The following is a 20,492-nucleotide window of genomic DNA, read 5'->3' as shown; positions in this document are numbered from 1 at the left end:
GCCTGTCGACCTGCTCGCGGGCTGCCCGGGCGGAACCCGCGTGGACCAGCCTCCGGGCGTGTGACACGCTCGATCGCGCCGTGCGGCCGATGGGCTTTCCGGGCCCCGGCCGGACGGGCGGATCAGCGCAGTCCGGCGAAGAGATCGTTCTCGGGTACGGCCGCACCGGTGGTGTCCTGGACACGTACGAAGGTCTCCATGCCCATCAACTCGCCGAACCTCTCCTTGCCCATCTTGAGGAAGAAGATGTTCTCGCCCTGACTGGCGTGCGCGGCCAGCGCGTCGAACTTCTGACCGCTGAATGCGGTGGTGTCCACCCAGGTGGTGATCTCATCGTGGGGGAGGCCGATCTCGGCCATCGCGGCGGCCTCGGCAGGATCCGGCTCCGGCATGTCCTCATGAAACTCGCGCATGATCTCACCGAACCGCTGCATCATCGAGCGGGGCATCGTCGTCCAGTACACCTTCGGTGTCAGCGCGGTCATCTCCAGTGCCGCCATCGTGATGCGGTGGGCCTGGATGTGGTCGGGGTGGCCGTAGAAACCATTCTCGTCGTAAGTGACGACCACATCGGGTCGGTAGTGCCGCATGAGTTCCGCGAGTCGGGCGGCGCCTTCCTCCACGGGGGTCTGCCAGAAGGATCCGGGGGTGTCGTTGCTCGGCCAGCCCGCCATCCCGGAGTCGGCATAGTCCAGCGTCTCCAGATCGCTGACCTTCAGGACGTCACAGCTCGCCTTGAGTTCTTGACCGCGCATCAAGGCGACGGCCGCCGGATCGTGCCCGGGATCGCCCGGCTTGACACCCCCCGGTCCGTCACCGCAACGGCCGTCGGTACACGTCACGAGAACCGTGCGGATGCCTTCCGCCGCGTACCGCGCGAGGATCCCTCCCGTACCGGTGGCCTCGTCGTCGGGGTGGGCGTGCACTGCCATGAGCGTCAAGGGCCGGTCAGTCATGAAACAGTCCTCCTGCAGAAATACGTCTTGGTCCGAGTGCGCGGCGGGCGTACCGCGATCCCGGGGCCCGGATCCTGTTCCCCGCCGGTGCGGCGCCGGTCCCTCGGTTGATGCAACAGCGGCGGCCGGACCGGCTGTTCCCGCCGCGGCCGCTTGACCTTCCAGGCGTCAGCGTTTCAATTCCAACGAGGCACAGGCACGACCTGCACGTCTCGGCGCCACGTCGGATCCGAATTCCATCCGGCATCAGCCGTGAGATTCCGGCACCAAATGTGAGCCCCTACGAGCTCGTAACACGATCTTGGTGAAGTGCCCTGGTCCGGCGTGACCGATGTGATGGTTCGGCCGTTTGGGAGGGTGTGAGTACTCGGCCGTGGATCGTGGACGACGACTTGTGGGCGCTGATCGGGCCGCTGCTGCCGCCCTGGCCGGAGAAGTCGCCGGGCCCGCAGCCGGTAGCGGACCGACTGTGTCTGCAGGGCATCCTGTAGTGCTCCACAACGACATAGCCTGGCAACTCCTGCCCCCGGAGCTGGGGTTCGGCTCCGGACAGACCTGCTGGCGGCGCCTGGATCGCTGGCAGCATGCCGGTGTCTTCGACCAGCTGCACCGCATCCTGCTTGCCGAACTCGACGCGGCCGGCGAACTCGACTGGTCCCGCGCGTGCGTGGACGGCTCCCACATTCTCGCGAAAAAAAGAGGGCCCCGACACGGGGCCGTCGCCGGTCGACCGGCGGAAGACAGGCAGCAAACACCACTTGATCTGCGACGGACGCGGCACCCCGCTCAAAGTCATCACCACCGCAGCCAACGTCAACGACGTTACCCAGACCCTCGCCCTCGTCGACGGCATTCCGCCCGTGGCCGGACGGCCCGGCCGCCCGCGGCGCCGCCCCGACTCCCCCCGCGACCAAGACCCGACACACGTTGACCGTCTTGGTGTCCTGGCTCGGCGCCGATGCCCCGCTGCTGGAGACCGACATCCGGGCGCTCGTCGACAACCGTTCCCTGAAGTTCAGCGGACGGCGGGTCACACAGTTCCTTGAAACCCGAGGGCTGCTGGTCCCGGATGTCGAGTTCCGCCGGGACGCGCATCAGAGGCGATTGGAGGCAGAGCTCGCCGCACTACCCGAGACGATCGCACAGGAACTCTCGGTCTGGATCAAGGTCGTGCGCGGAGAGGGCAAGTGGGAGCACACCGGCCGGACCTACCGGAGCATCGTCCGCTACTGGCATGTCCTCGACCCGAGCCTCAAGGGGTGGCTCGCGGACGGCATCGAGAGCCTGCGCGAGATCACCCGCGACGACGTCAAGAGGGCCATCGCTACCTGCAAGGGGACGCCGGCCCGCTCGATCCACATCGTCCTGCGGAATGTCTTCCGGGCCCTTCGGCAAGAGGGCGTGATCTTCCGCGATCCCACCTGTGGTCTCGTCTTCGCCGGGATCAACAAGACCCCGCCTTCCGTGCCCTCGGACCGGCTGGCCGGCGTCCTCGGCCATGCGCAGAACGACTTCCAGCGCTTCGTAATGGTGCTGGTCTGCGTCCATGCGCTCAGCGGCACCGACATCCGCCGGCTGCTCCTCACCGACCTCGACCTGTCCCGTGAACGGCTCATCGTCCGGCGTCCCGGCAAGCGGCACATCATCTACCTGGATGAACTTACCTACCGCTGCGCCTCCGCATGGATTCGTGAACGTCACCGCCGCTGGCCGGTGACGACCAACCCGCATCTGCTGATCAACCGATGGACCGCGGTAGACACCACCCACGCGCCCATCGGCACCACGTTCACCGCCGTCTTCCGGCCCACCGGACTCACGATGCCGACGCTGCGGCAGGACCGGATTCGCGACGAGGCATTCGAGGTCGACGACCCGCTTCACCTGATGCGCCTGTTCGGTATCTCCTCTCACACCGCAATGCGGTACATCACCGCCGCCCACCCCGAACGCACCTCGAAGCTACCTCGGTGAGCGGTAGAGCTGGTTTCCGGAGGAGCAGAATCCCCGGCCGGCCCTCGCGAAAGAACTGGCCGTGGCTCCTTGCGGCTATGCGCTCCTTCCCCAGCGCTTCAGGTTCGCGTACGGCTTCTCGACGACGACCGAACCCTGGTTCTGGATCACTTTCAGTGCCGGAGCCACGGAGGGTCACCACAAGCGCGATCATGAACGGCCCTCACTCCGCGAGGAGAACCCGTTTGCGGAGCAAGTCGAAGTTGGCGCGGCTGGAATGCTAGGGAGTCGTTGTAACGGTGGCGGCTCGTACGCGGAAGGTGCCGTCGAGGGCGGCTTCGGAGTGTGCGTGGATGTGGGCGGCGATCGTGCCAGGCCATTTGGTCGTGCTGGACCAGACCGCCTCCGCGAAGTCGGTTCCGTCGGTTCGTGCTCCGGTCAGGTCGGCCCCTGTCAGGTCCGCGCCGCGGAAGCGGGCTCCGGCCAGCTTGGCCTCTTTGAGGCACGCGCCAATCATCCGGGCTCCGGCAAGGTCCGCGTGGGCGAGGTCGGCTCTGCTGAGGTTCGCGTCGTCCAGGTAGGCCAGGGTGAGCCTGGCCCTGATCAGGCGGGCCTGGGATAGGTCCGCAGCGAACAGCGAGGCGCAGGTCAGGTCGGCCTCCGTCAGGATGGCTTTGGCCAGATCGGCCTCGCTCAGGTAGGCGTCCGTCATCTGGGCCCGGAGGAGCTTCGCGCCGCAGAGGTCGGCCTTGTCCAGTGCGACATGGGTGAGGTCCGCGTCCGTCAGGTCGGCCCGGGCGAGTTTCGTCGCCGAGAGCAGGGCGTGGGTCAGGTTCGTGCGGGTCAGCCGGGCCCCGGACAGGTTCTGGCCCACCAGGTAGGCGTGGTGCAGGTTCGAGCCGGTCAGGCTCGCCCCCACGACAGCGGCGCTTACCATGTTCGATCCGGCCAGGTCCGCGCCCTTCAGGTTGGCCCCCGACAGATCCGCCTGCATCAGACGTGTCCGGGTCAGGTCGGCCCGGGCCAGGTTGGCGCCCTTCAAGGTCGCCTTGATGAAGTCGACCCGGCTGAGGTCCGATCCGGAGAGGTTCACGCCCGTGAGGTCGATGCGGTCCAGAATCGTGCCGGACAGGTCGACCCCCGATAGGGCCGTCTCGGACGACGCCAGCGCGCCCCGGAGGGCGGAGCGTCCGACGAGTCTGGGGCGGCTGGCGGTCTCCGGACCCCTTCCGTTGCCGACGGAACCGGCCCGCAGTGGCCGGAACGCCGGGGCGGCATCACTGAGGGCGATCAACAGCCGCTGGACAAAAGGTGGTTGATTCTCCCGGCTGGGCTTGTAGGGCTCGGGCGACCAGCCGTGCAGGCGGTACACTTCGTCGAAGAGCCGCTCTGAATCGTCCCGCATCCGGTCGGCCTGCCCGGCGGGCCAAACCGTCTCCGACGTCCATTGTGCCCCGGCCAGGTTCGCGCCCGTCAGGTCCGCGCCGCTGAGGTCCGTGCCCGTCAGGTCGGCCCGCTCGAGGTCGGCCCCGGTCAGGTCGGCGCCGGTGAGGTCGGCCCGGACGAGTGTCGCTCCGGCCAGGGCGGCTCCGGAAAGCCGCGCTCCGGCCAGGTCTGCTTCGAGCAGCTTCGCATGTGTCAAGTCGGCCCCGGTCAGGTCGGCGCCCGTCAGCCGTGCCGCGACCAGCTCTGCGCCGCCCAGATCCGCGCCGTCCAGGCGGGCCCGGGTCAGGTCGGCGCCGATCAGGTTCGCCACATGGAAGATCCCCCGGGACAGGTTCGCCTCCCGAAAGCACACCCCCGGCAGGCTGCCCAGATGCGCGTAGACCCGGGGAAGGTCCACGCCGGTCAGGTCCGCCCCGTTGAGGTGGACGTTCTTGAGGCTGACCGGCCGGGCCACCTCCTGCGCGCGTATGCGCCGGGCCAGTTCGACGGCCCAGGGGTACGGGCCGTCGGCGGCGACGGGAGGATGGCCGGGCGGCGCGGTCCGGTACCGGCGGTCGGTCACCCGTATCTCGGTCCCCGCGTCCAGGGCATCGGGTATCAGGAGCCGGAGGGCGAGCCGACCGACGGACTTGAGCACGATCGAGGCGACGGCCCCCAGGACCAGCGCGATCAGGGGGTTGGCTGCACCCGCCAGGGCCGCCACCCACCCGGCTGCCGCACCCAGGGCCGCGTGCGCGCACAGGGCCGCGCGGAGGGCATCGCCACCCGGACCGTCGGGGTATTTCCACCGCCGGTCCCGGAGCGGGAACGGATCACGGTCGCGCAGGACGGCAGCCCGGATGATGAGACATCTGTACAGGGCGGCACCGGCCAGTCCCCACACCGCGTATTGCCACATGCGGTAACGATACGAGCAGATCACCGATCACCAACAGTGCCATTCCACGGACTGGTTGACGCTGCCCCCGGAGCCGGAGTACTGATCTCCCGCATGATCCGGATACTGACTGGGTCCTGGAGATCGGCTCTTCCCTGTGATGGTGGACACGCTTCGTTGATCACGCGGCGAGCGTGAGCTTAGCCGCGCGGTGTCGGCGTTCGTAACCCGGCCGTTGTCCGCGCCGATCGCCCAAAGATGGCCGTCCTCGCTGCCGAAGTACACCGTGCCGTCGGCGACACACGGCGAGGAGTCGACGCGACCACCCGTGGGGACGTGCCATCTCACCGCGCCGGTGGTGGCGTTGAGGGCCCACAGCTTGCCGTCCCGGCAGCCGACGTACAGCGTATTGCCGTCGATCGCGGGCGTGGTGTGCAGGGCTCCGAAGGGCGTGGGAAGCATGGTGCGCCAGAGCTGGGTGCCAGTGGCCGGGTCGAGGGCGAGCACATGTCCGCCCCGCCCGTTGTTGACGTACGGCGTGCCACCGTGCACCAGCGGGGAGTGGTGACGCAGCCGTGGACCCGTTGCCTCCAGTACGGCTTGCCGGTGGCCGGAGTGAGTGCCAGGACGTGCCCGTCCGGGGTGTCCGCGTACTGGATGCCGTGGCGAGTGCGAGTGCTGCGTCGTAGGGGTGGTCGGAGCGGTACTTCGTCGTCCAGCGCCGGCGGCCGGTCGCCGCGTCGAGGGTCCGTACGGACTGGCCGTTGTGGACGGTGTGCACCGGCCCGTTCGCGGCGACGGGCCGGGTGGGTGGGGGAGCCCCGATACCGCTTCTTCCAACGGACGCTGCGGTCAGCCGTGTTGAGGGCGAAGATTCCGAACGAGCTGGCGCAGTACAGGGTTTCGCCGACGACGGCGGGTGGGGCGATGTAGCCGGCTTCGACATTGGTCCAAGAGATGGACCCGCCGGTCAGGTCGACGGTGGTCAGCCCGTGGCTGGGGGCGGCGATGTAGGCGGTCCCGGAGGTGACGGTCGCCGCCGCGCTTATCTGCCCGCCGATGTGTCCGCCAGAGAACGGTTCCGCCGGGAGGGGAGCCGGAGGAGCGTATCCCCTCGTGCACACGCCGCCGTCGTCTGGTCATGTGGGCCCCGTAAGTCGTCTGGTTCGGGTTGGGCCGGAGTGGGTTCGTCAGAGGTCGCCGTGGTCCTGCCAGCCGCACGAACCGCAGATGACGAGGCGCAGGGCACGGTCGTCGTGGTGGTCGACGGTGACGTAGGGGCGCAGCCGGTCACTGCCGACACCGCACCGTGGGCACGTCTCGTACTGGCCCAGGGGGCCGAAGTCGCTGATGATTAGAGGGCGGTCGGGTTCGGACCCCTGGTCGCCGGAGGGCGTGTCGGCCAGGGCGAGGCGCGCGATCGCGGCCGCTGCCGCGTCCGTCACGCCGACGGCCAGGCGTACCTGGGGCAGTCGGTTCAGCGGGGGCGGCAGGGGGCAGTCGTCGAGGCGGACGGGTACGACACGTTCGCCTTCCGCCCGGGCGGCGATCCAGGCGGCCTTGGCGGCGTACGACCACAGCAGGACGACGGCGTCCGTCCCGGCCGCGTCGGCGTCGGCATCGGGCACGACATCGGCACCGGCCCGCGCCAGCGCGGAGGCGAGGGACGCGGCCTGCCGCTCGTCCTTGGGTTGGTACGAAAGGTAAGTACGCACGATCCCATAATGCGACAGGGCGGCACGCCGTGGTGCCTGCGCTGCCAAGCCCGCTGCTGTCGGCGACGGCTGAAATCAGCCGCCGCCGACACGGCTCCTCTGTTCGATGGTGTCGTCGAGCGCATTGTGCGTATGGGGCGCGAGGGCAGCAGGTGGGACAGCACGGAGGCGAACCAGGGTGCCCGCCTTGGTGGCATGGAGCGTCTTGGCGTCGGCTCAGCGGGAAGGCGCGAACAGTGATCCGCCGGTGTCGAAGCGCACGAAGTACCAGTACGTCCATATCCAGTCATAGCCGAGCGGGTACGCGATGAACACCGGAGTGGCCGCCAGTTCCCGGGACCCCGACGCGAGCATGGCCTGCCCGGGCTCCCGTCCCTCGCGGTCCAGACGGTCGCGGTCCAGGCCGCTGACCGCTAACGCCTGCGGATCCCAGATGTCACTGACCGGCCTGAGTTCGGCGTAGAACGTGCGCTCCGCTGGGTCGAGAGGCTCGAACGCCGTACCGTCGTGGACATCGGCCCCCGTGAGGCCGAAGCTCGACATCGAATACGGACCTGGCACCGGGCCGTCCGCTTCGACGAGCCAGTCGTCTTCGTCATAGCGCCACAGCTTCAGCAGTACCCGGCCGCCCTGCTCCTTGGAACGCAGCTCCCGGACACCGAACTCCTGGTCCCAGTCGTCACTGAGGCGGCCGCGGGGCGTGAGTCCCACCCGCTCCCGGAACGCCGACAGCTCCCCACGGGGGAACGCGCCCTTCAACCGGACGCTCAACTGGTCCTTCACTGCGCGTCGCCTCCCGGGCGGTTGATGATCCAATCACGCGGAAGTGAGTCGAGATACCGGTGTGGCTTCTGTCTGGCGGGCCGTCCGAAGTGAACAGTGCCGGGGCGACCTCCCGGCCGAGTTTTTCCTCCCAGTTACGCCTCCACTCCTCCAGCGCGGGAAACGATGCCTGCACAAGCTTCCTCGCCACGAAGTCGTACTTGGGGTGGAGCACCTGCTTGGGCCGCCGCCCCTCAGGCAGGGACGTCCAGGTCTCGGTGGCCCGGTCAACCATCTCGCTGGACGAGATATGGACGTCGTAGTCGCTGGGCGGCTCAGCCACCCCTTCCTCATCCATCACCCTGAGCAGATGCTTGGCGTCGACGGGGATCCGCGAGGGGCGGTCGTGGTCCGCCCGGTCGCCCATCCAGTCCTGGAGTCGGGCGAGCGCTTCCGGCTGGCCTGCCAAGGTCCTCCTCCGTGGGGAAGTCCTTGTGCGATCCCGAGAAGAACTGCGCCGACGAACCCTGCAGGCGGATGTCGACGTTCTCCGGGTCGAGACCGTCCGCGGCTAGCGCTTCCCTGAGGTCTGCCGTGAACTCCTTGAACTGTTTTGGAGTCATCCCCAGCGGTGCCCCGAACCGCTGCCAGGCCTCCACCTGTTCCTCGGTCAGGCCCAGGAACTCCAGATCCTCCGTTCGGATCTCGTAACCGGTGTCGCCGAACGGGCGGCCTCGCACCCGGTCCCCCGATTCCAGCACCTCGACCGGGACGCGCCCGGCGTCGATGAAGCCGGCGTCCCGGGCAGCCTGTGCTCTTGCCGTCACGAGGTCGACCGGCTTCGCCAGCTCCGGGTTCTCCGTCTGTGAGGCGGACAGGTAGAGCCTTCGCAGGTGCAAGGCAGTCGCCACGAGGGCGAGCGCGCTCGCGACGGCGGTGCTGACTTCCGGAAGCGACGACTCGCATCCCGAGGCAGGAGGTTCGAAGCTGGGCGGATCACCGTCCTCGCCGTAGGTGACGCTGCCGCAGCCAGCGGCCGCGCCGCCAGCGGTCAACAGGAGGAAGAGCATGGCGCCCGCGATGGCTGACAGGCACCATGAAAGCAGCCTGAATGTCCTACGACTCACAAGGCCTCCTGCCCCGCAGTTGGCAGTGGTACAGGCGGGGGGCGGTGGCAGGGCGCCGTGGGCTGGCGCGTCCTTGAGTCGCAGGATCCGCGTGCGCAGTGCATCCTCGTCGGGAGCGCCCGGTTCCTGTTCTCCGCGCAAGCCGTGCCACCGCTCGGTGGCCAGGTCAAGCTGGGCAGCATGGAGACAGGCGAGGCGGCGGTAGGCAGAGATGCCTTGACGCCTGGTCTCCTGAGCACGCAAGGCGTCCACTTTGAGCCCGAAGCGCCGCGCGGGAGAGAGCAGCGCCGCAGCCTCGTCGGCAGTGATCGCGTCCCGAGCGGAAGCGGGCAGGGTCCTGAGCGCCATTGCCAGCCCGCACGCCTGGCTACGTAACCCTCGGCGCAGGAGCAGCACGTAGAGGACCACCAGTGGACCTTGCAGCAGCAGGAGTTCGGCGGGGAGCACGACCAGGACGGTGAACGCCTCGCTGTCCGGGAACCACTCGGGGGGCCGCCGGGAGAGGTAGCCCATCACGGCGTTGTTGCAGAAGTGCGCGCTGGCCGCTGTGAGGGGGCCGATGGCGATCACGGCCGTTTGGCGTGCGCGGCTGCTGAGCTGGCGGGCGATGCCGAAACCCGCGCCGGTGACGGCGGTGAAGGCGGTGTGGGCGGCCATGAGCCCGGCGGACTGTCGGGCCCGGTACTGGAATCCCGCGTTCGCCCCGTTCATGGCGTTGGTGTATTCGATGCTCTCGGTGAAGTTGAACCCGATGCCGGTCGCTGCGCCGATGACGATGCCGGAGACGACCGAGTCGAAGTAGCGACGGCGCAAAAGAAAGATGAGCGCGACGCCAGCTCCCTTGCCGATCAACTTGGTCGGAACGCGCCTGAACGTTCACCCGCCAGGGCCCGGGGCGGTAGACACTCCGAGTGGCACGCCAGGGCACCGCTGCCCTGGCCCTGCCCCATGGCACCGAGTGGAATCTAGCCCTGGTAGTCGGTCTCACGTGCCATCGCCCGCGCCTTCCGGCTGCCAGTGGGAGGTGCTCACGGCGTGAAGCACTCTCTGTCCCGCGACAGCGTCAGACCACGTCATGTTTCAGCACGTCAGAAGCCGGGACGTCCCGGGAAGTCACAACCTGCCCGTTCTCCGGTTCTTTCACGCAGAACAATCGTGCACCGTGGTCGGCGCAAGCAGGGCCTTGCGGCTGCGCCAACAGGCCCACCCGCCATGGGGAGGAACGGAAACCGTGAACATCCGCAAACACGTAGCCTGCATCACCGTCGGCATCGGTCTGGCAGGGCTGACGACGCTGGGTATGACGGCGCCGGCCCAGGCGGTAACTGATCTCGCCGCCACGGCGAAGACACAGGTCCACGCTCCGCAGGGCTGGAAGTGCCGTGAGACGAGCGCGTCGGTTGCCGGGGCCACCGTCTACGCGACCATCTGTTGGAAAGGCAAAACGGCCAGGGCCGCCGGACAGGTCTATGACACCAAAGCCGATCGGCACAGCGGCTGTGCCGAGGTGCTCAAGAGCACCTCGTCCTCCCTGAGCTACTGCGCCCGAAAAGGCGCGGGTACCTCAAGGCATTTCGTCACCGGCGATTTCCACTTCAGTCACCCCGTATGGATCAGGGCTTGCACCGAGCACGGTCCTGGACCCGGTGACTGCTCCGACTGGCACTGACCCGAGCGAGCATCGGTAGTGACAACTGACCGCAGTCGGCAAGTTCTCCTCGGACGACTTGGTCCGGGGGGTGCCGTGGGCGGCCGGGGACACCGGGCCAGAGCCTGCCGATTGTGAGGGATAGCCAGCCACTTTCAAGCACAGCGGCGCCGACCGAAGATGCCGCAGTGACACCGCCCGGAGGCCGGGCGCGGACTCGGGACACGGACCGCCCGCCAACCGGAGGCGCTGCACGGCGATCTGACGGCCTCTCGCGCGCCGCCCGCCAAAAAGGAAAAGACCCGGGGCACGAGAAAACGCGGGAGACGGCCGTACAGCCCGTGCTGGCGGGCGCTACCAAGGCCAGGGAGGAGAGGGGTGTTGGGATCGTGGCGCCTCCCTTTGACGACAGCTTCTAGCGCGTCCCGACGCTGCGTCGTCGCGGACCGCCTTCCTTCAGGCCAGAGTCGGCAGTGTCCCATCAATCCCCCATGATGCTGGCATCTGTGGCCGCGGACGTCGACTGGCACGAGGATCGCTGAAAGCAACCGGGACGGTGAATCCACCGCCCGCCCTGCTCACCGACACGGAGGAACAAGATCGTGAAGAAACCATCCCGTCCGTAACCGGCAACGAGATCCTGTTGTCCACTCGGGCCAGCCACACGGTGACGTGACGGCCCACCATCATCCCGAGGAGACTCGATCGTGCTTATGCGAGAGCGTCTGGCTTCATTAACAGCGGCCACGGCACTGGTTGCCGGCGCTATGGTCTTGGCTCCCGCCGCGAATGCGGCGGAGCGGAACTATGAGGTCGTCGTCTGTAATGAGGACGGCAGCTTCAACGGCGGCACCGCGAATGTCGGCGGGTACAACCAGTACAACCAGTTCGTGCACACCCCGAATTTCCCAATCCGCTGGGACTGCGGGTACCAGGTTCATTGGTGGTTCAAACCGAACCAGACTGTGGAGATCAACGCCCGCAAATTCCACGGGACCAAGTGGTATCGGTTCTACAGGAATCTGTCGAGCTGTCGGGCAAACACCGCATCTCACAGGATCTGCCTCATCCCCTGACAGGTACGGACCTCGCCCCATGCCGGAGGGCGACATCGCAAAACAGGGACGGAACCACGCGGCCGCGGGCAGTGGTTGTGCCGACTGTCCGCGGCCGGGCTGCTGGATCAGCGGACCTGCACCGTCACCACGACATGAACCCGCCGCACCGGAGACCGGTTGGTGCACGCGTGACGCGGATGCCGCGGCCTCGTTGAACCGCGCGCCCCCCGAGCCGGCCCCGGGGATGTCTGCTCCGCCGGGGCCCGTGGTGCGTCCGGCCCAGTTCGGCGGGAGTGACGTCGAGGATGTCGCAGAGGGCGGCGAGGACGGGCAGGGACAGCCGCTCGGGGGTCTGGGTGACCAGCCGCCAGACCTGGACCGAGGACAGCTCGATGCCGCGGTCGGCCAGTAGCGGCGACAGGTCGGAGGCGACGAAGATGCCGCGCGTGGCCATCACCTCGCGCAGCCGCCACTGGTAGCTGACCTGGCGCTTCATCAGGCTCTCCTGGCCGGCCGCAGGGCGGCCTCCATCGTCGCGTCCAGCGCTCGGCGCAGGGTGCGGGTGCGGAAGTCGGAGGATACGCAGGTATAGATCGCGGTCGTGGACGCGTAGTCGTGACCGACTTGAACGAGTGGAAGTCCAGTCCCTCGTCCAGGCCGAGCGCGTCCCGGTAGGCAGCGAAGCGGGTGTTCATCTGGGAGAAACCGATGCGGGCCGAGCGTTCCGAGGGCCATTGAGCCCCGGTGCCGGAAGTGGCGAACAGCGGCCGGACCTCCTTGTTCCACTGCTGGAGGATCTCCGCCGACCAGTCCCAGACCGTCAGCACGCTGCGGCGCTTCGGGGGCGAGCCCTTCTTCGCCTTGCCGTGGCGGATGTAGCAGACGCCGTAGTCGCCGAACTTCGGGCCCTCGGGGTTGCGGCCGAAGTCGACCGTGTCCAGCATCCGGGTCTCGTTGCGGCGCAGACCGAAGGCGTACGCGGTCTTGTAGAGCACTGCGTCACGGAACGCGGGCAGCCAGCCCTTGCGGCCCCGGCCGCGAACCTTGGTGACCGGGTCGTCGGCGTAGTCGAAGAACGCCTGCAACTCGTCCTGGGTGGAGGGCCTCTTCGCCGCATCGGCTTCGGTGTCCTCCACGTGCACCGCGGCGTTCCACTCGTGCACGACCTGCATGGGATGGGTGCCGAAACGTTCTTCGCAGGTCGCCGCCCAGCCGTAGGCGGGGTCGACGGCGAACTCGCAGAACGAGCGCACGGCACCTTGATAGTTGCGCGGCGTGGAGTGCTTCAGCCCGCGGACCGCTCGCAGATCGCCCATCCACTCATCGAGCATCTGCGGCAACCAGGTCCACGGGAAGGCGTCGGCGTGCCGCGCGAAGGCCCGCACCGTCTTCTCCCGACCCTCGATCGTGGAGAGCGCCAAGTTCCGCGCCAGCTGCTGGTTACGTCAGCCGTCCAGCATCGCGGTGAAGACCTGCTCGTCGGGCCGCAGCAGCGGGAGATCGCTTGTCAGTGGCCAGTTGGGATTCCCCACTGGCGGCCGCTTGACGGGGAATCAAGTGGCCGCCGATGCGATCACGCAGAGTAGCCGGGGACCCATCCGCGTCGAGCTCCCCGTGCTGGCGTAGCGCAGCGGGGGCAAGTCTCATCCCGAGTGGGGGCTCTCAGCGAGCTGCGATGCCCTGGCCTTGGTAGATCTCGTCGTAGTAGTGGATCACCAGCGGGCGGGTGAGCATGGCCTCGAAGGTAGCGGTGAAGCCGTGCTCCGTGCGCCAGGTGAGGTAGTCGGTGTAGTTGTGTGCCTCGGTCCACTGGGTCAGGCCGGTCACGTGGTCGGGGTCGTTCTGGTCGCGCAGGATGCGGATGTCTTCGCAGCCCTCGTGCTCAAGGCTCTCGCCCAGGATGTCCAACAGCAGCTGCGCGACGCCGTCGCCGCGGCCGGGTTGGGCGAACAGCTCGGCGGTGACCAGTGTGCTCATGGGATGTTCCTTCCATAAATGGCGACGGACTCGGCCCGCCACCGGGGAGCGTTCGGCCCGAGGGGGTGCGGTGGGGCAGCCAGGTCAGCCAACGCCGGGGAGCCGCCCTCAGTAGGGGGAGGGCCGGTTGTGCACGATGACCAGCGAGGTGATCTTGCCGTCCGCGACCGTGAGGTAGTTGGTAAGCACCAGCTCGTCGGGCAGGTTCGTCTTGTCGTACTCGCCGTCGTAGCGCGCCCGCACGACCATCAGGTTGCCGTGACGCGCGAACTCCGTGACCTCCATCGTGACCTTGTCGCCGACGATCTCGCGGTCCAGCCAGGCTCGGATCGAGGCGGGGTCGGCGAACTCGCGGCTCGCGTCGTTGACCACGGCGTCGTCGGCGAAGGTCGCCAGGATTGCGTCCACGTCGAAGGCATTGACCGCCTCGATATAGGCGGCGACAACATCGGGCAGAGCTGCAGCCTGGGCATTGGTGTTCATGGGAAGTCTCCTCGTAAGGCCTCGGCGCTGTGCGGCGCCTACCGCCGACCCTGGGCCCTACCCTCACCGGAGGGTCAACCGGAGGCCGTCCGCTGGACCCTCCAGCTGGGGGAGGGTTGACACTGGTGCCATGCACACGGGCATGACGGTCGGCGAGTTCTCCCGCGCGACCCATCTGAGCGTCAAGACGCTGCGGCACTACCACGACGTCGCGCTGCTCACGCCGGCCGATGTCGACCCGGCAACCGGCTACCGGTACTACTCCCCGGACCAGGTGCCCACCGCTCAGGTGATCGTGCGCCTGCGGAACCTGGACATGCCGGTGGCGGACGTGAAGGCGGTGCTGGCCGCCGAGGACGTGAGCACCCGCAACCAGCTGATCGCCGCGCATCTCGCGCGCCTGGAGAACCGGCTCGCGCAGGCGCAGAGCGCCGTCGAATCGCTGCGCGACCTACTGGCGCGGCCCGTGCACGGGTCGACCATCGAGTACCGCACGGTCCGTGAGTAGGCGGCCATCGGGATCCGCGAGGTCGTCGACCGCCAGGACCTCGCGGGCTGGTGGCAGGGGGCGCTGGGCGAGCTGCACGGCTTCACCACCGCCCGCGGACTGCACACCACCGGCCCGATGGGCGGTCTCTTCGCGAATGAGCTGCTTGAGGACGAGCGCGGGGAGGCGCTGGTGTTCGTCCCGGTCGACGGTGAGGTTCGCCCGGTTGGCCGGATCGACGCCGTGGTCGTGCCCGGCGCGGAACTCGCGGTCGCGGTTCACCGCGGGACTCTGCAGACCATAGATCTCACCTACGGCGACCTGGGCACCCATGCCGCGCGCCACGAGATCAGTGTTGACGGCCCGCTGCGCGAGTTCTATCTGCGCAGCCCCCTCGATGTGACCGGCGAGGACGAGTTGGTCACCGAGGTCGGCTGGCCCATCTTCCGAGCGAGCAGCTAGCCGGGCCGTTCTGACGGTACCGACACAGCGTCCCGGGTCGCCCGCGCGGGCGGTCACCGGCTGAGGCCTGACACGGAGAGGACTGCCGGCTGCTCCTGCTGCCTCCGATGCCGGCTACGCAGAGCATCAGAGCGGCAGCCAGCGGGTCCAACTGGCCGCCAGCGGGGACTCGTAACTGGCCGTCCATGGGGAATTCCGCCCGGCCGCTGTCAATCGCTGACCAGATGCAGCCCCGCTGCCCCCGGGTGCGAGGCTGTTTCTGCTCATCAAAAGCACTCTCCGTCACTTACATCAGACGAAGGGATCTTTCATCAGATGTAAGCCGATCGTAAACGTGCAGGCAGGAAGCCTGTCCGTGGCCGCGTCGAGGGCTAAGGGAGCGCCCCTGCCTGACTGGAGAGACCGCATACACTGAGGCCCTGGCCTGCGCCGATGAGCGACAGAACCTCCGATGTGCCACCCGACCGCAGTGCTGCATCAGATGAAATTGCGGCCGCTTCCCAGATACGCCAGAAACCCGCCACGGGGTGATCTTGGAGGCCGGGCGACTCGCTACGGGGTTGTCGCCCGCGAGGGCATTGACGCGGTTCTCGTACTCGCGGCGGGCCTTGCGCTGGGCCGGGACGGCCGGGCCGCCGTTGAGAGGCTGACAGCGGGCGAGGATCTGGCGGTGCACGGAGGGGGTGGCGCCCACGCGCAGGGTGTAGCCCTGGCCGTGCCGTACGGGCACGCCCTGATCGAGCGCCGCCCGCTCGGCGGTCCCCAGGTCAGCAGCTCGGAGGAAGTCGGCGACCTTGCCCGGCATGTCGAGGGTGACGGGCGTTTCCGGGGCCGGGGCATCCTCGCGGTCGGCGGGGGCATGCTGGGGCATGAGGTCGGCGACGGCCGTGCGGATGGCGCCGCGGCTGACGCCGTGTTCGCGGGCCAGAGCGGCGATGGGGCGGTTCTCCAGGTACGCGGCGCGCACGACGTCGGTCTTGTCGGCCGGGACGGCCGGGCGGCGGCCGTCCTTGCTGCCCTTGGCCTCGGCTGCGCGCAGTCCGTCGTAGGTCAGCTCGCGCTGTAGGTCGCGCTGGAGTTCGCCGGCGGCGGCGAGGGTCTGCACCATGAACTTTACGGTGGACAGCAGCTCGCCGGTGCGCGGGTGGCGGGCGGTGAGTGCTGTTTGCGAAGTGGCAGGTGATCGTCGGCGGGCCGCTGCGTGGAGAGGCCGGGGCGGTTCAGGGTGGTTGTCTGTTGCTTTGAGTTATTTGCCCTTGCTGAATGCTGTATCTATGTATTTGTGTGAAGGGTTCATAACGCCGTGTCCTGCGCCTTTGTCTTGTCGAGGAGGTGTTGATCGTGGCGTATGGAGTCGATGTTGCCTTCCGCCTTGCCTCGTGTCGGTGCGGTCCTGGCTCGCGGCTGCGGGATGTGCTGGGGGTGGGGGGCCGTGATCAGTGATGAGGGTCGTCATGAACTGTGCCCGGGATGCCAGTCGGGGGTGCGCCTGGCTGGCGGGCCGGTCTCGGACCGGATCCGGGTCGGGATGAAGCGGCAGAACTGTGAGACGCTGCGCTGGCACGGGTGGTTCGGTGAGGACGGGGGTCCGCTGTCGGACGGGTGAGTGATCATGCTGCCTGTGCGAGCGGGGGCGGTGTCACCGCTCGCACAGGCTTGCGTGCATTTCGCCGGGTGAGGCGCGGGAAGGCTGCCGACTTGTGTGGTTCATAGTGATCGGAGTTCTCCCGCTCAGCGCCGGTGGGACCGCGTTGCGGGCTGGCCGGGTCAGCGTGATGCCGGCGTGACGCGTGGTGCGGTCTTTGCAGTCCGAGCAGGCGTCACGGTCACCGGCGTGCTGTGGCGCCGGGAAGGCCCGGCTGGCGCGTCTATGCGGCTTGGGTGAGTTCGGCACGGCCGAACAGGAGCGCGTAGCCGGAGGGGAGCTGGCGCAGGATGCGGGTGAGGAGATCGGGGCCGGCCAGGGCTGCGACGACACAGAGGACGGATCCGGTGTCCCAGCGGGTGGTGGCCAGGGAGGCGCCGGTGCGGGCGGCGAGGTCTTTGACGAAGGCCCAGCCGGTCAGCGGCTGGGTGTCGGGGATCTGGGCGGTGAAGATGCGTGCGGCTTCGAGGGGGAGGCGGGCGGCCAGTTCGACGCGTTCGTCGCCGGTCAGCTGGCGTCCCAGTCCGGCGAGGACGAGGCTGACGGCTTCCTCGGCCTTCTCCCGGGTGGGGTAGGCGCCGTCGTAGCGGACCTTTTCCAGCATCTGCTCGTACGCCCTGCCGTAGGGCTGCTGGAGCGGCGCGCTCTGGTCGGACATCACTGTGGTGGTTGCCTTTCTGTCACCAGGGTCGTGGTGGCCGGTGTGCGGTCACCGGGGGTGGGTGGTCAGGTGGGCTGGGGGCGGCCGAAGAGGAGGTCGTAGCCCGCGGGGAGCTGGAGCAGGATCTGTTTGAGGAGGTCGTCGTCGGCGGCGTCGGCGACCGTGGACAGCACGGCGCTGACGTCCCAGGCCGCGGTCTGTTCGGTGGCGCCCTCGATCCAGGCCGCGGTCGCGCGCACGAACCGCTGTGGGGGCAGCGGCTCGGCGCTCTGCAGCGGGTTGAGGAGGATCAGGGCGAAGTCTTCCGGCAGACGCGCCGCCAGCTGGGCGCGTACCTCGCCGACCAGATGTGCGCCCAGCAGGGCGAGCACCACGCGGGCCGCGCGTCCGGCTTCCTGCAGGGTGTCGTACTCGCCGCGTTCCTTCACATGGTCGAGGAACGCTTCGCGTCGTACCGTCATGTCGGCCGCCACCCTTCCTCGGTCCACGGGGGCGCGGAGGACGGGCGGGAGGGGGAGATCAGATTCCCGTCCTCCGCGACTGTCAGCCCTCATCGGGTCCGGCTCAGCCGGAGATCTCCTTGCGGCCGGATCCGACGCCGATGGCGATCTTGCGGGGCTTGGCGCGCTCGGCGATCGGGATGCGCAGGGTGAGCACGCCTGCGTCGTAGTCGGCCTGGATGTGCTCGGTGTCGAGGGTGTCGGCGAGCACGATCTGGCGGGAGAAGACGCCCAGCGGCCGTTCCGACAGTTCCATCTGCACGTCGTCGGCCTTCGTCACGGGCCGGCGCTCGGCCTTGACGGTCAGCATGTTGCGTTCGACGTCGATGTCGATCGCGTCCGCGCTGACGCCGGGGATGTCGAAGGCCACCACGTACTGGTCATCCTCGCGGTAGGCGTCCATCGGCATCGGGGACGGCCTGGACCAGGTGCCCGGGCCCATCAGCTGCTGCGCCAGCCGGTCCAGCTCACGGAAGGGGTCAGTGCGCATCAACATCGTGAAAACACCTCCAGGAAGGTTCGGGCGGTTGCTGCCAATGCGCCTCACTGACACCGTTGTAACATGTCATCCAATGGATGACAAACATGAGTGTCGTCCAAAGGATGACTACTTGAGGGAGGTGCCCATGACCCCGGCCGACCAGCCGGCATCGTCCAGCGCCGACACACCAAGCCCGGCGTCGTTCCTCGCCGCCGCGGCAGCCCTTCACGCCATAAACGACGCCCTGCAGTCCGCCCGGCACGAGATCCCCGGCACTGCCGCGACTCACGACGTCGGACAGGAGCAGGCCCTGGCCTCTCTTCTGCTGCTGCGGCAGGTACGCGAGCAGCTCGCCGGATGGGAAACCGGCCTGATCGAAACCGCCCGCCAGGCGGGTGCCAGCTGGGCGGACCTCGCCCACCCCCTCGGCGTCGCCAGCCGTCAGGCCGCCGAACGCCGCTACCTGAGGGGCCGGCCCGGCCCCGCAGGAACCACCGGCGAACAACGCGTCCAGGCCACCCGCGAACGCCGCGCCGCCGAACGCACCACCGCCACCTGGGCCCGCCGCAACGCAGCCGACCTGCGCCGCATCGCCGGCCAGATCACCGCCCTCACCGACCTGCCCGCCGCGGCCCGCAAACCGCTCTCCCAGCTCCACGCGGCTCTCGCCCACGACGACCCCGCCGTCCTCGTCCACCCCCTCAACGCCACCCGCCCCCACCTCACCCCCGCCCACCCCGGCCTCGCCGCCCAGCTCGATGCCCTGACGAACTCCGCCACGAACCCGTCAGCCCCCGGCTGACTGGATTTCGCAGAGCGACAGGACTCGTACGGCGGCGCCCGAAAGGGGCATGGTCTTGCGGCGCGTGAGCCGCTTGGTCACCAGCCTGATCGCGGCCCACGTGATCGAGAAGAAGTTGTGCGCGGGCCAGGTCGCGTGGGCGGTGTGGACTCCTCCAGGCGGACTCAGCCGGCCGGAGCCGGAACGGGAGACAGGGCTGACGTCGTCGCAGGCTGCCGCCCGGGTGGCGTGGCTCCGGGAGCGACTGCGGCATGGGGGCTTGGAGAGCCGAACGGGTCGGCCGGGTCAGACGGCGGGTCATCAGGCTGATCGCCGCCCACGTGATCAAAGCCTCGCTGTGCTGGGGCAGCCGCTCGTAGTCGCGGACCAGGCGGCGGGCGTGCATGATCCGTCCCAGCGACCGTTCCACCACCCAGCGGCGAGGACGACGAAGCCGGTGGCATCCCTGGGCCGGGACACGGTGCGGACGGTGAGGTGGAGGGAGTTCTTCGCCCAGTCGACGAGTTGGCCGGCGCAGGCGGAGTCCGCCCAGACCACCGTGATCTCGGGTGCATCAGCCGGAGCCGGAAGAGGACCTCGCGGCCGGCGTCCCGGTCCTGTGCGTCCATGCCCGGCCGGGCCGCCCCGGGCCGCGGGGCCCCTGAGTACCCTCCGCTCAGCCGGCGTTGAACGCCTCGGCGACGGTCAGCGTGTCCTCCTACAGGTGCATGCGAACGATCCGGCCGCCCTCGACCACCAGGTGCATGGCCACCGGTGTGGTGAACTCCTTGCCGCCGGCCACGGCGGTGTGCGTGAAGACCGCCAGCAGCACCACGTCACCACCGTCGACGATGACGCGCTCCAGCACGACCTTGCTCCTGCCGTGCGCGAAGTGCGGCCACATCGTGGTGAAGTACGGCGCGACCTCCTCTCGGCGGGTACGGCGCCCGGTCCAGGGCAGCGCGTCACTGCCGGGGACGTGCCAGTCGATCTCCTCGGAGAACAGTTCCTGGATGCCGTCGGGGTCCTGCCTGCCGAGGCGCTCCAGGAACTTCTCGACCACGTTCCGCGAGGTCTGAGCATCTGTTGCCCTTGCCCTTGCCCTTGCCCTTTGTCTCTTGGTCTGCTTGAGGTGCCGGTCGGGCCTCAGCCCTGGAACAGGAAGTGCTTGCCGCTCAGCGGCTCGCCGAGCTGCATGAGCGCCCCGCCTTCACGCAGGGCGCCAAGGTCGACCGGCGCGAACCCGAATTCGGCTCTTCATGACTCACTCCTTGCTGTGTTGTTGTGTCGCAGCCGTTGCCCTGGCGACGGTCGCAAGTACGCGGCTCAGACGCCCCGGAGCGTCGAATGCGTCCCGTGTCGCCGATTTGGCGCCTAATAGGACTCCGTTAGGTCTTCCTGTCGGGCCTGTTCAGGAGCATGTTGGGTGTGTGGATGCACATGAAGTGAACCGGATCCGGGCGACGTTGGCGT

Annotated in this window: 20 protein-coding genes and 3 pseudogenes; 7 read left to right on the top strand and 16 right to left on the bottom strand. The window is 68.5% G+C overall.

Translation table 11 applies throughout. From position 1 onward, the window contains the following. Positions 1-122: 122 nt before the first annotated feature. On the bottom strand, positions 123-956 hold the full coding sequence (locus ABT186_RS38035) for a PIG-L family deacetylase (RefSeq protein WP_351928987.1): 834 nt from the start codon (positions 954-956) through the stop codon (positions 123-125). Between the two features lie 434 nt (positions 957-1,390). Between ABT186_RS38035 and ABT186_RS38020 the strand changes: the two are divergent. Beyond that, a pseudogene (locus ABT186_RS38020) lies at positions 1,391-1,858 on the top strand (transposase); the annotation flags it as partial. Between the two features lie 25 nt (positions 1,859-1,883). After that, positions 1,884-2,930, top strand: coding sequence for a site-specific integrase (locus ABT186_RS38015; protein ID WP_351928983.1), 1,047 nt, complete (start codon positions 1,884-1,886; stop codon positions 2,928-2,930). Between the two features lie 259 nt (positions 2,931-3,189). Here the strand turns inward: ABT186_RS38015 and ABT186_RS38010 are convergent, their stop codons facing one another. From ABT186_RS38010 to ABT186_RS37985, 6 genes and pseudogenes are all read right to left on the bottom strand, one after another. After that, on the bottom strand, positions 3,190-5,253 hold the full coding sequence (locus tag ABT186_RS38010) for a pentapeptide repeat-containing protein (RefSeq protein WP_351928981.1): 2,064 nt from the start codon (positions 5,251-5,253) through the stop codon (positions 3,190-3,192). Positions 5,254-5,280: 27 nt separating this feature from the next. Continuing rightward, positions 5,281-5,784 (bottom strand): PQQ-binding-like beta-propeller repeat protein, encoded by a 504-nt coding sequence (locus ABT186_RS38005; RefSeq protein WP_351928979.1) that lies wholly within the window; start codon positions 5,782-5,784, stop codon positions 5,281-5,283. A gap of 293 nt (positions 5,785-6,077) precedes the next feature. Then, positions 6,078-6,356, bottom strand: a pseudogene (locus ABT186_RS38000) (hypothetical protein); the annotation flags it as partial. 66 nt (positions 6,357-6,422) lie between these two features. Next, complete coding sequence (locus ABT186_RS37995) at positions 6,423-6,947, bottom strand: hypothetical protein (protein WP_351928978.1); 525 nt, start codon at positions 6,945-6,947, stop codon at positions 6,423-6,425. A 216-nt stretch (positions 6,948-7,163) separates the two neighbouring features. Beyond that, a complete protein-coding gene (locus ABT186_RS37990; RefSeq protein WP_351928976.1) occupies positions 7,164-7,730 on the bottom strand; it encodes a hypothetical protein in 567 nt (188 codons plus the stop codon). A 329-nt stretch (positions 7,731-8,059) separates the two neighbouring features. Further along, the gene (locus tag ABT186_RS37985; RefSeq protein ID WP_351928974.1) at positions 8,060-9,688 is read right to left on the bottom strand and encodes a PrsW family glutamic-type intramembrane protease; all 1,629 of its coding nucleotides are present in this window, start codon (positions 9,686-9,688) and stop codon (positions 8,060-8,062) included. 379 nt (positions 9,689-10,067) lie between these two features. On the opposite strand from ABT186_RS37985, the gene ABT186_RS37980 reads away from it, so the two are divergent. Beyond that, a complete protein-coding gene (locus ABT186_RS37980) occupies positions 10,068-10,505 on the top strand; it encodes a hypothetical protein (RefSeq protein WP_351928972.1) in 438 nt (145 codons plus the stop codon). A gap of 686 nt (positions 10,506-11,191) precedes the next feature. Continuing rightward, a complete protein-coding gene (locus ABT186_RS37975; protein WP_351928970.1) occupies positions 11,192-11,560 on the top strand; it encodes a hypothetical protein in 369 nt (122 codons plus the stop codon). Between the two features lie 124 nt (positions 11,561-11,684). Here ABT186_RS37975 and ABT186_RS37970 read toward each other — a convergent pair whose 3' ends face one another. The 3 genes from ABT186_RS37970 to ABT186_RS37960 form a co-directional block, all read right to left on the bottom strand. Continuing rightward, entirely contained in the window at positions 11,685-12,038 is a 354-nt protein-coding gene (locus ABT186_RS37970) for a helix-turn-helix domain-containing protein (RefSeq protein WP_351928968.1), read from the bottom strand. A 1,166-nt stretch (positions 12,039-13,204) separates the two neighbouring features. Beyond that, positions 13,205-13,519 (bottom strand): putative quinol monooxygenase, encoded by a 315-nt coding sequence (locus ABT186_RS37965; RefSeq protein ID WP_351928966.1) that lies wholly within the window; start codon positions 13,517-13,519, stop codon positions 13,205-13,207. A 108-nt stretch (positions 13,520-13,627) separates the two neighbouring features. Then, positions 13,628-14,002, bottom strand: a complete 375-nt coding sequence (locus ABT186_RS37960) for a nuclear transport factor 2 family protein (RefSeq protein WP_351928964.1) — start codon at positions 14,000-14,002, stop codon at positions 13,628-13,630. Positions 14,003-14,132: 130 nt separating this feature from the next. Here ABT186_RS37960 and ABT186_RS37955 point away from each other — a divergent pair, with 130 nt between their 5' ends. Continuing rightward, positions 14,133-14,510 (top strand): MerR family transcriptional regulator, encoded by a 378-nt coding sequence (locus tag ABT186_RS37955; RefSeq protein WP_351928962.1) that lies wholly within the window; start codon positions 14,133-14,135, stop codon positions 14,508-14,510. Between the two features lie 6 nt (positions 14,511-14,516). After that, a complete protein-coding gene (locus tag ABT186_RS37950; protein WP_351929013.1) occupies positions 14,517-14,951 on the top strand; it encodes a GyrI-like domain-containing protein in 435 nt (144 codons plus the stop codon). 286 nt (positions 14,952-15,237) lie between these two features. Here ABT186_RS37950 and ABT186_RS37945 read toward each other — a convergent pair whose 3' ends face one another. The 4 genes from ABT186_RS37945 to ABT186_RS37930 form a co-directional block, all read right to left on the bottom strand. Next, positions 15,238-16,059 carry a serine integrase family protein gene (locus ABT186_RS37945; protein WP_351928960.1) on the bottom strand — a complete coding sequence of 274 codons (822 nt, stop codon included), beginning with the start codon at positions 16,057-16,059 and terminating at the stop codon, positions 15,238-15,240. Positions 16,060-16,819: 760 nt separating this feature from the next. Next, on the bottom strand, positions 16,820-17,254 hold the full coding sequence (locus ABT186_RS37940; protein ID WP_502973456.1) for a DUF2267 domain-containing protein: 435 nt from the start codon (positions 17,252-17,254) through the stop codon (positions 16,820-16,822). Between the two features lie 68 nt (positions 17,255-17,322). Further along, complete coding sequence (locus tag ABT186_RS37935) at positions 17,323-17,718, bottom strand: DUF2267 domain-containing protein (RefSeq protein WP_351230321.1); 396 nt, start codon at positions 17,716-17,718, stop codon at positions 17,323-17,325. A 103-nt stretch (positions 17,719-17,821) separates the two neighbouring features. Then, entirely contained in the window at positions 17,822-18,253 is a 432-nt protein-coding gene (locus ABT186_RS37930) for an Hsp20/alpha crystallin family protein (RefSeq protein ID WP_351230319.1), read from the bottom strand. Between the two features lie 130 nt (positions 18,254-18,383). Here ABT186_RS37930 and ABT186_RS37925 point away from each other — a divergent pair, with 130 nt between their 5' ends. After that, positions 18,384-19,040, top strand: coding sequence for a type III effector protein (locus tag ABT186_RS37925; protein ID WP_351230317.1), 657 nt, complete (start codon positions 18,384-18,386; stop codon positions 19,038-19,040). Between the two features lie 280 nt (positions 19,041-19,320). Here the strand turns inward: ABT186_RS37925 and ABT186_RS37920 are convergent. After that, positions 19,321-19,621 (bottom strand): annotated as a pseudogene (locus ABT186_RS37920) (transposase); the annotation flags it as partial. A 116-nt stretch (positions 19,622-19,737) separates the two neighbouring features. Continuing rightward, on the bottom strand, positions 19,738-20,082 hold the full coding sequence (locus ABT186_RS37915; protein ID WP_351230315.1) for a nuclear transport factor 2 family protein: 345 nt from the start codon (positions 20,080-20,082) through the stop codon (positions 19,738-19,740). Positions 20,083-20,492 lie beyond the last annotated feature (410 nt).

Origin of the sequence: Streptomyces sp. NPDC001634 (assembly GCF_040298185.1) — a bacterium.
Taxonomy (GTDB): domain Bacteria; phylum Actinomycetota; class Actinomycetes; order Streptomycetales; family Streptomycetaceae; genus Streptomyces.
This window is presented reverse-complemented; position numbering and strand designations above follow the sequence as displayed.

What these genes read in the sequence shown, in the direction of transcription:
- ABT186_RS38035 (WP_351928987.1), bottom strand. Translation starts at nt 956, where the DNA reads ATGACTGACCGGCCCTTGACGCTCATGGCAGTGCACGCCCACCCCGAC.
- ABT186_RS38010 (WP_351928981.1), bottom strand. Translation starts at nt 5,253, where the DNA reads ATGTGGCAATACGCGGTGTGGGGACTGGCCGGTGCCGCCCTGTACAGA.
- ABT186_RS37970 (WP_351928968.1), bottom strand. Translation starts at nt 12,038, where the DNA reads ATGAAGCGCCAGGTCAGCTACCAGTGGCGGCTGCGCGAGGTGATGGCC.
- ABT186_RS37965 (WP_351928966.1), bottom strand. Translation starts at nt 13,519, where the DNA reads ATGAGCACACTGGTCACCGCCGAGCTGTTCGCCCAACCCGGCCGCGGC.
- ABT186_RS37960 (WP_351928964.1), bottom strand. Translation starts at nt 14,002, where the DNA reads ATGAACACCAATGCCCAGGCTGCAGCTCTGCCCGATGTTGTCGCCGCC.
- ABT186_RS37955 (WP_351928962.1), top strand. Translation starts at nt 14,133, where the DNA reads ATGCACACGGGCATGACGGTCGGCGAGTTCTCCCGCGCGACCCATCTG.
- ABT186_RS37945 (WP_351928960.1), bottom strand. Translation starts at nt 16,059, where the DNA reads ATGGTGCAGACCCTCGCCGCCGCCGGCGAACTCCAGCGCGACCTACAG.
- ABT186_RS37940 (WP_502973456.1), bottom strand. Translation starts at nt 17,254, where the DNA reads ATGTCCGACCAGAGCGCGCCGCTCCAGCAGCCCTACGGCAGGGCGTAC.
- ABT186_RS37935 (WP_351230321.1), bottom strand. Translation starts at nt 17,718, where the DNA reads ATGACGGTACGACGCGAAGCGTTCCTCGACCATGTGAAGGAACGCGGC.
- ABT186_RS37930 (WP_351230319.1), bottom strand. Translation starts at nt 18,253, where the DNA reads ATGTTGATGCGCACTGACCCCTTCCGTGAGCTGGACCGGCTGGCGCAG.
- ABT186_RS37925 (WP_351230317.1), top strand. Translation starts at nt 18,384, where the DNA reads ATGACCCCGGCCGACCAGCCGGCATCGTCCAGCGCCGACACACCAAGC.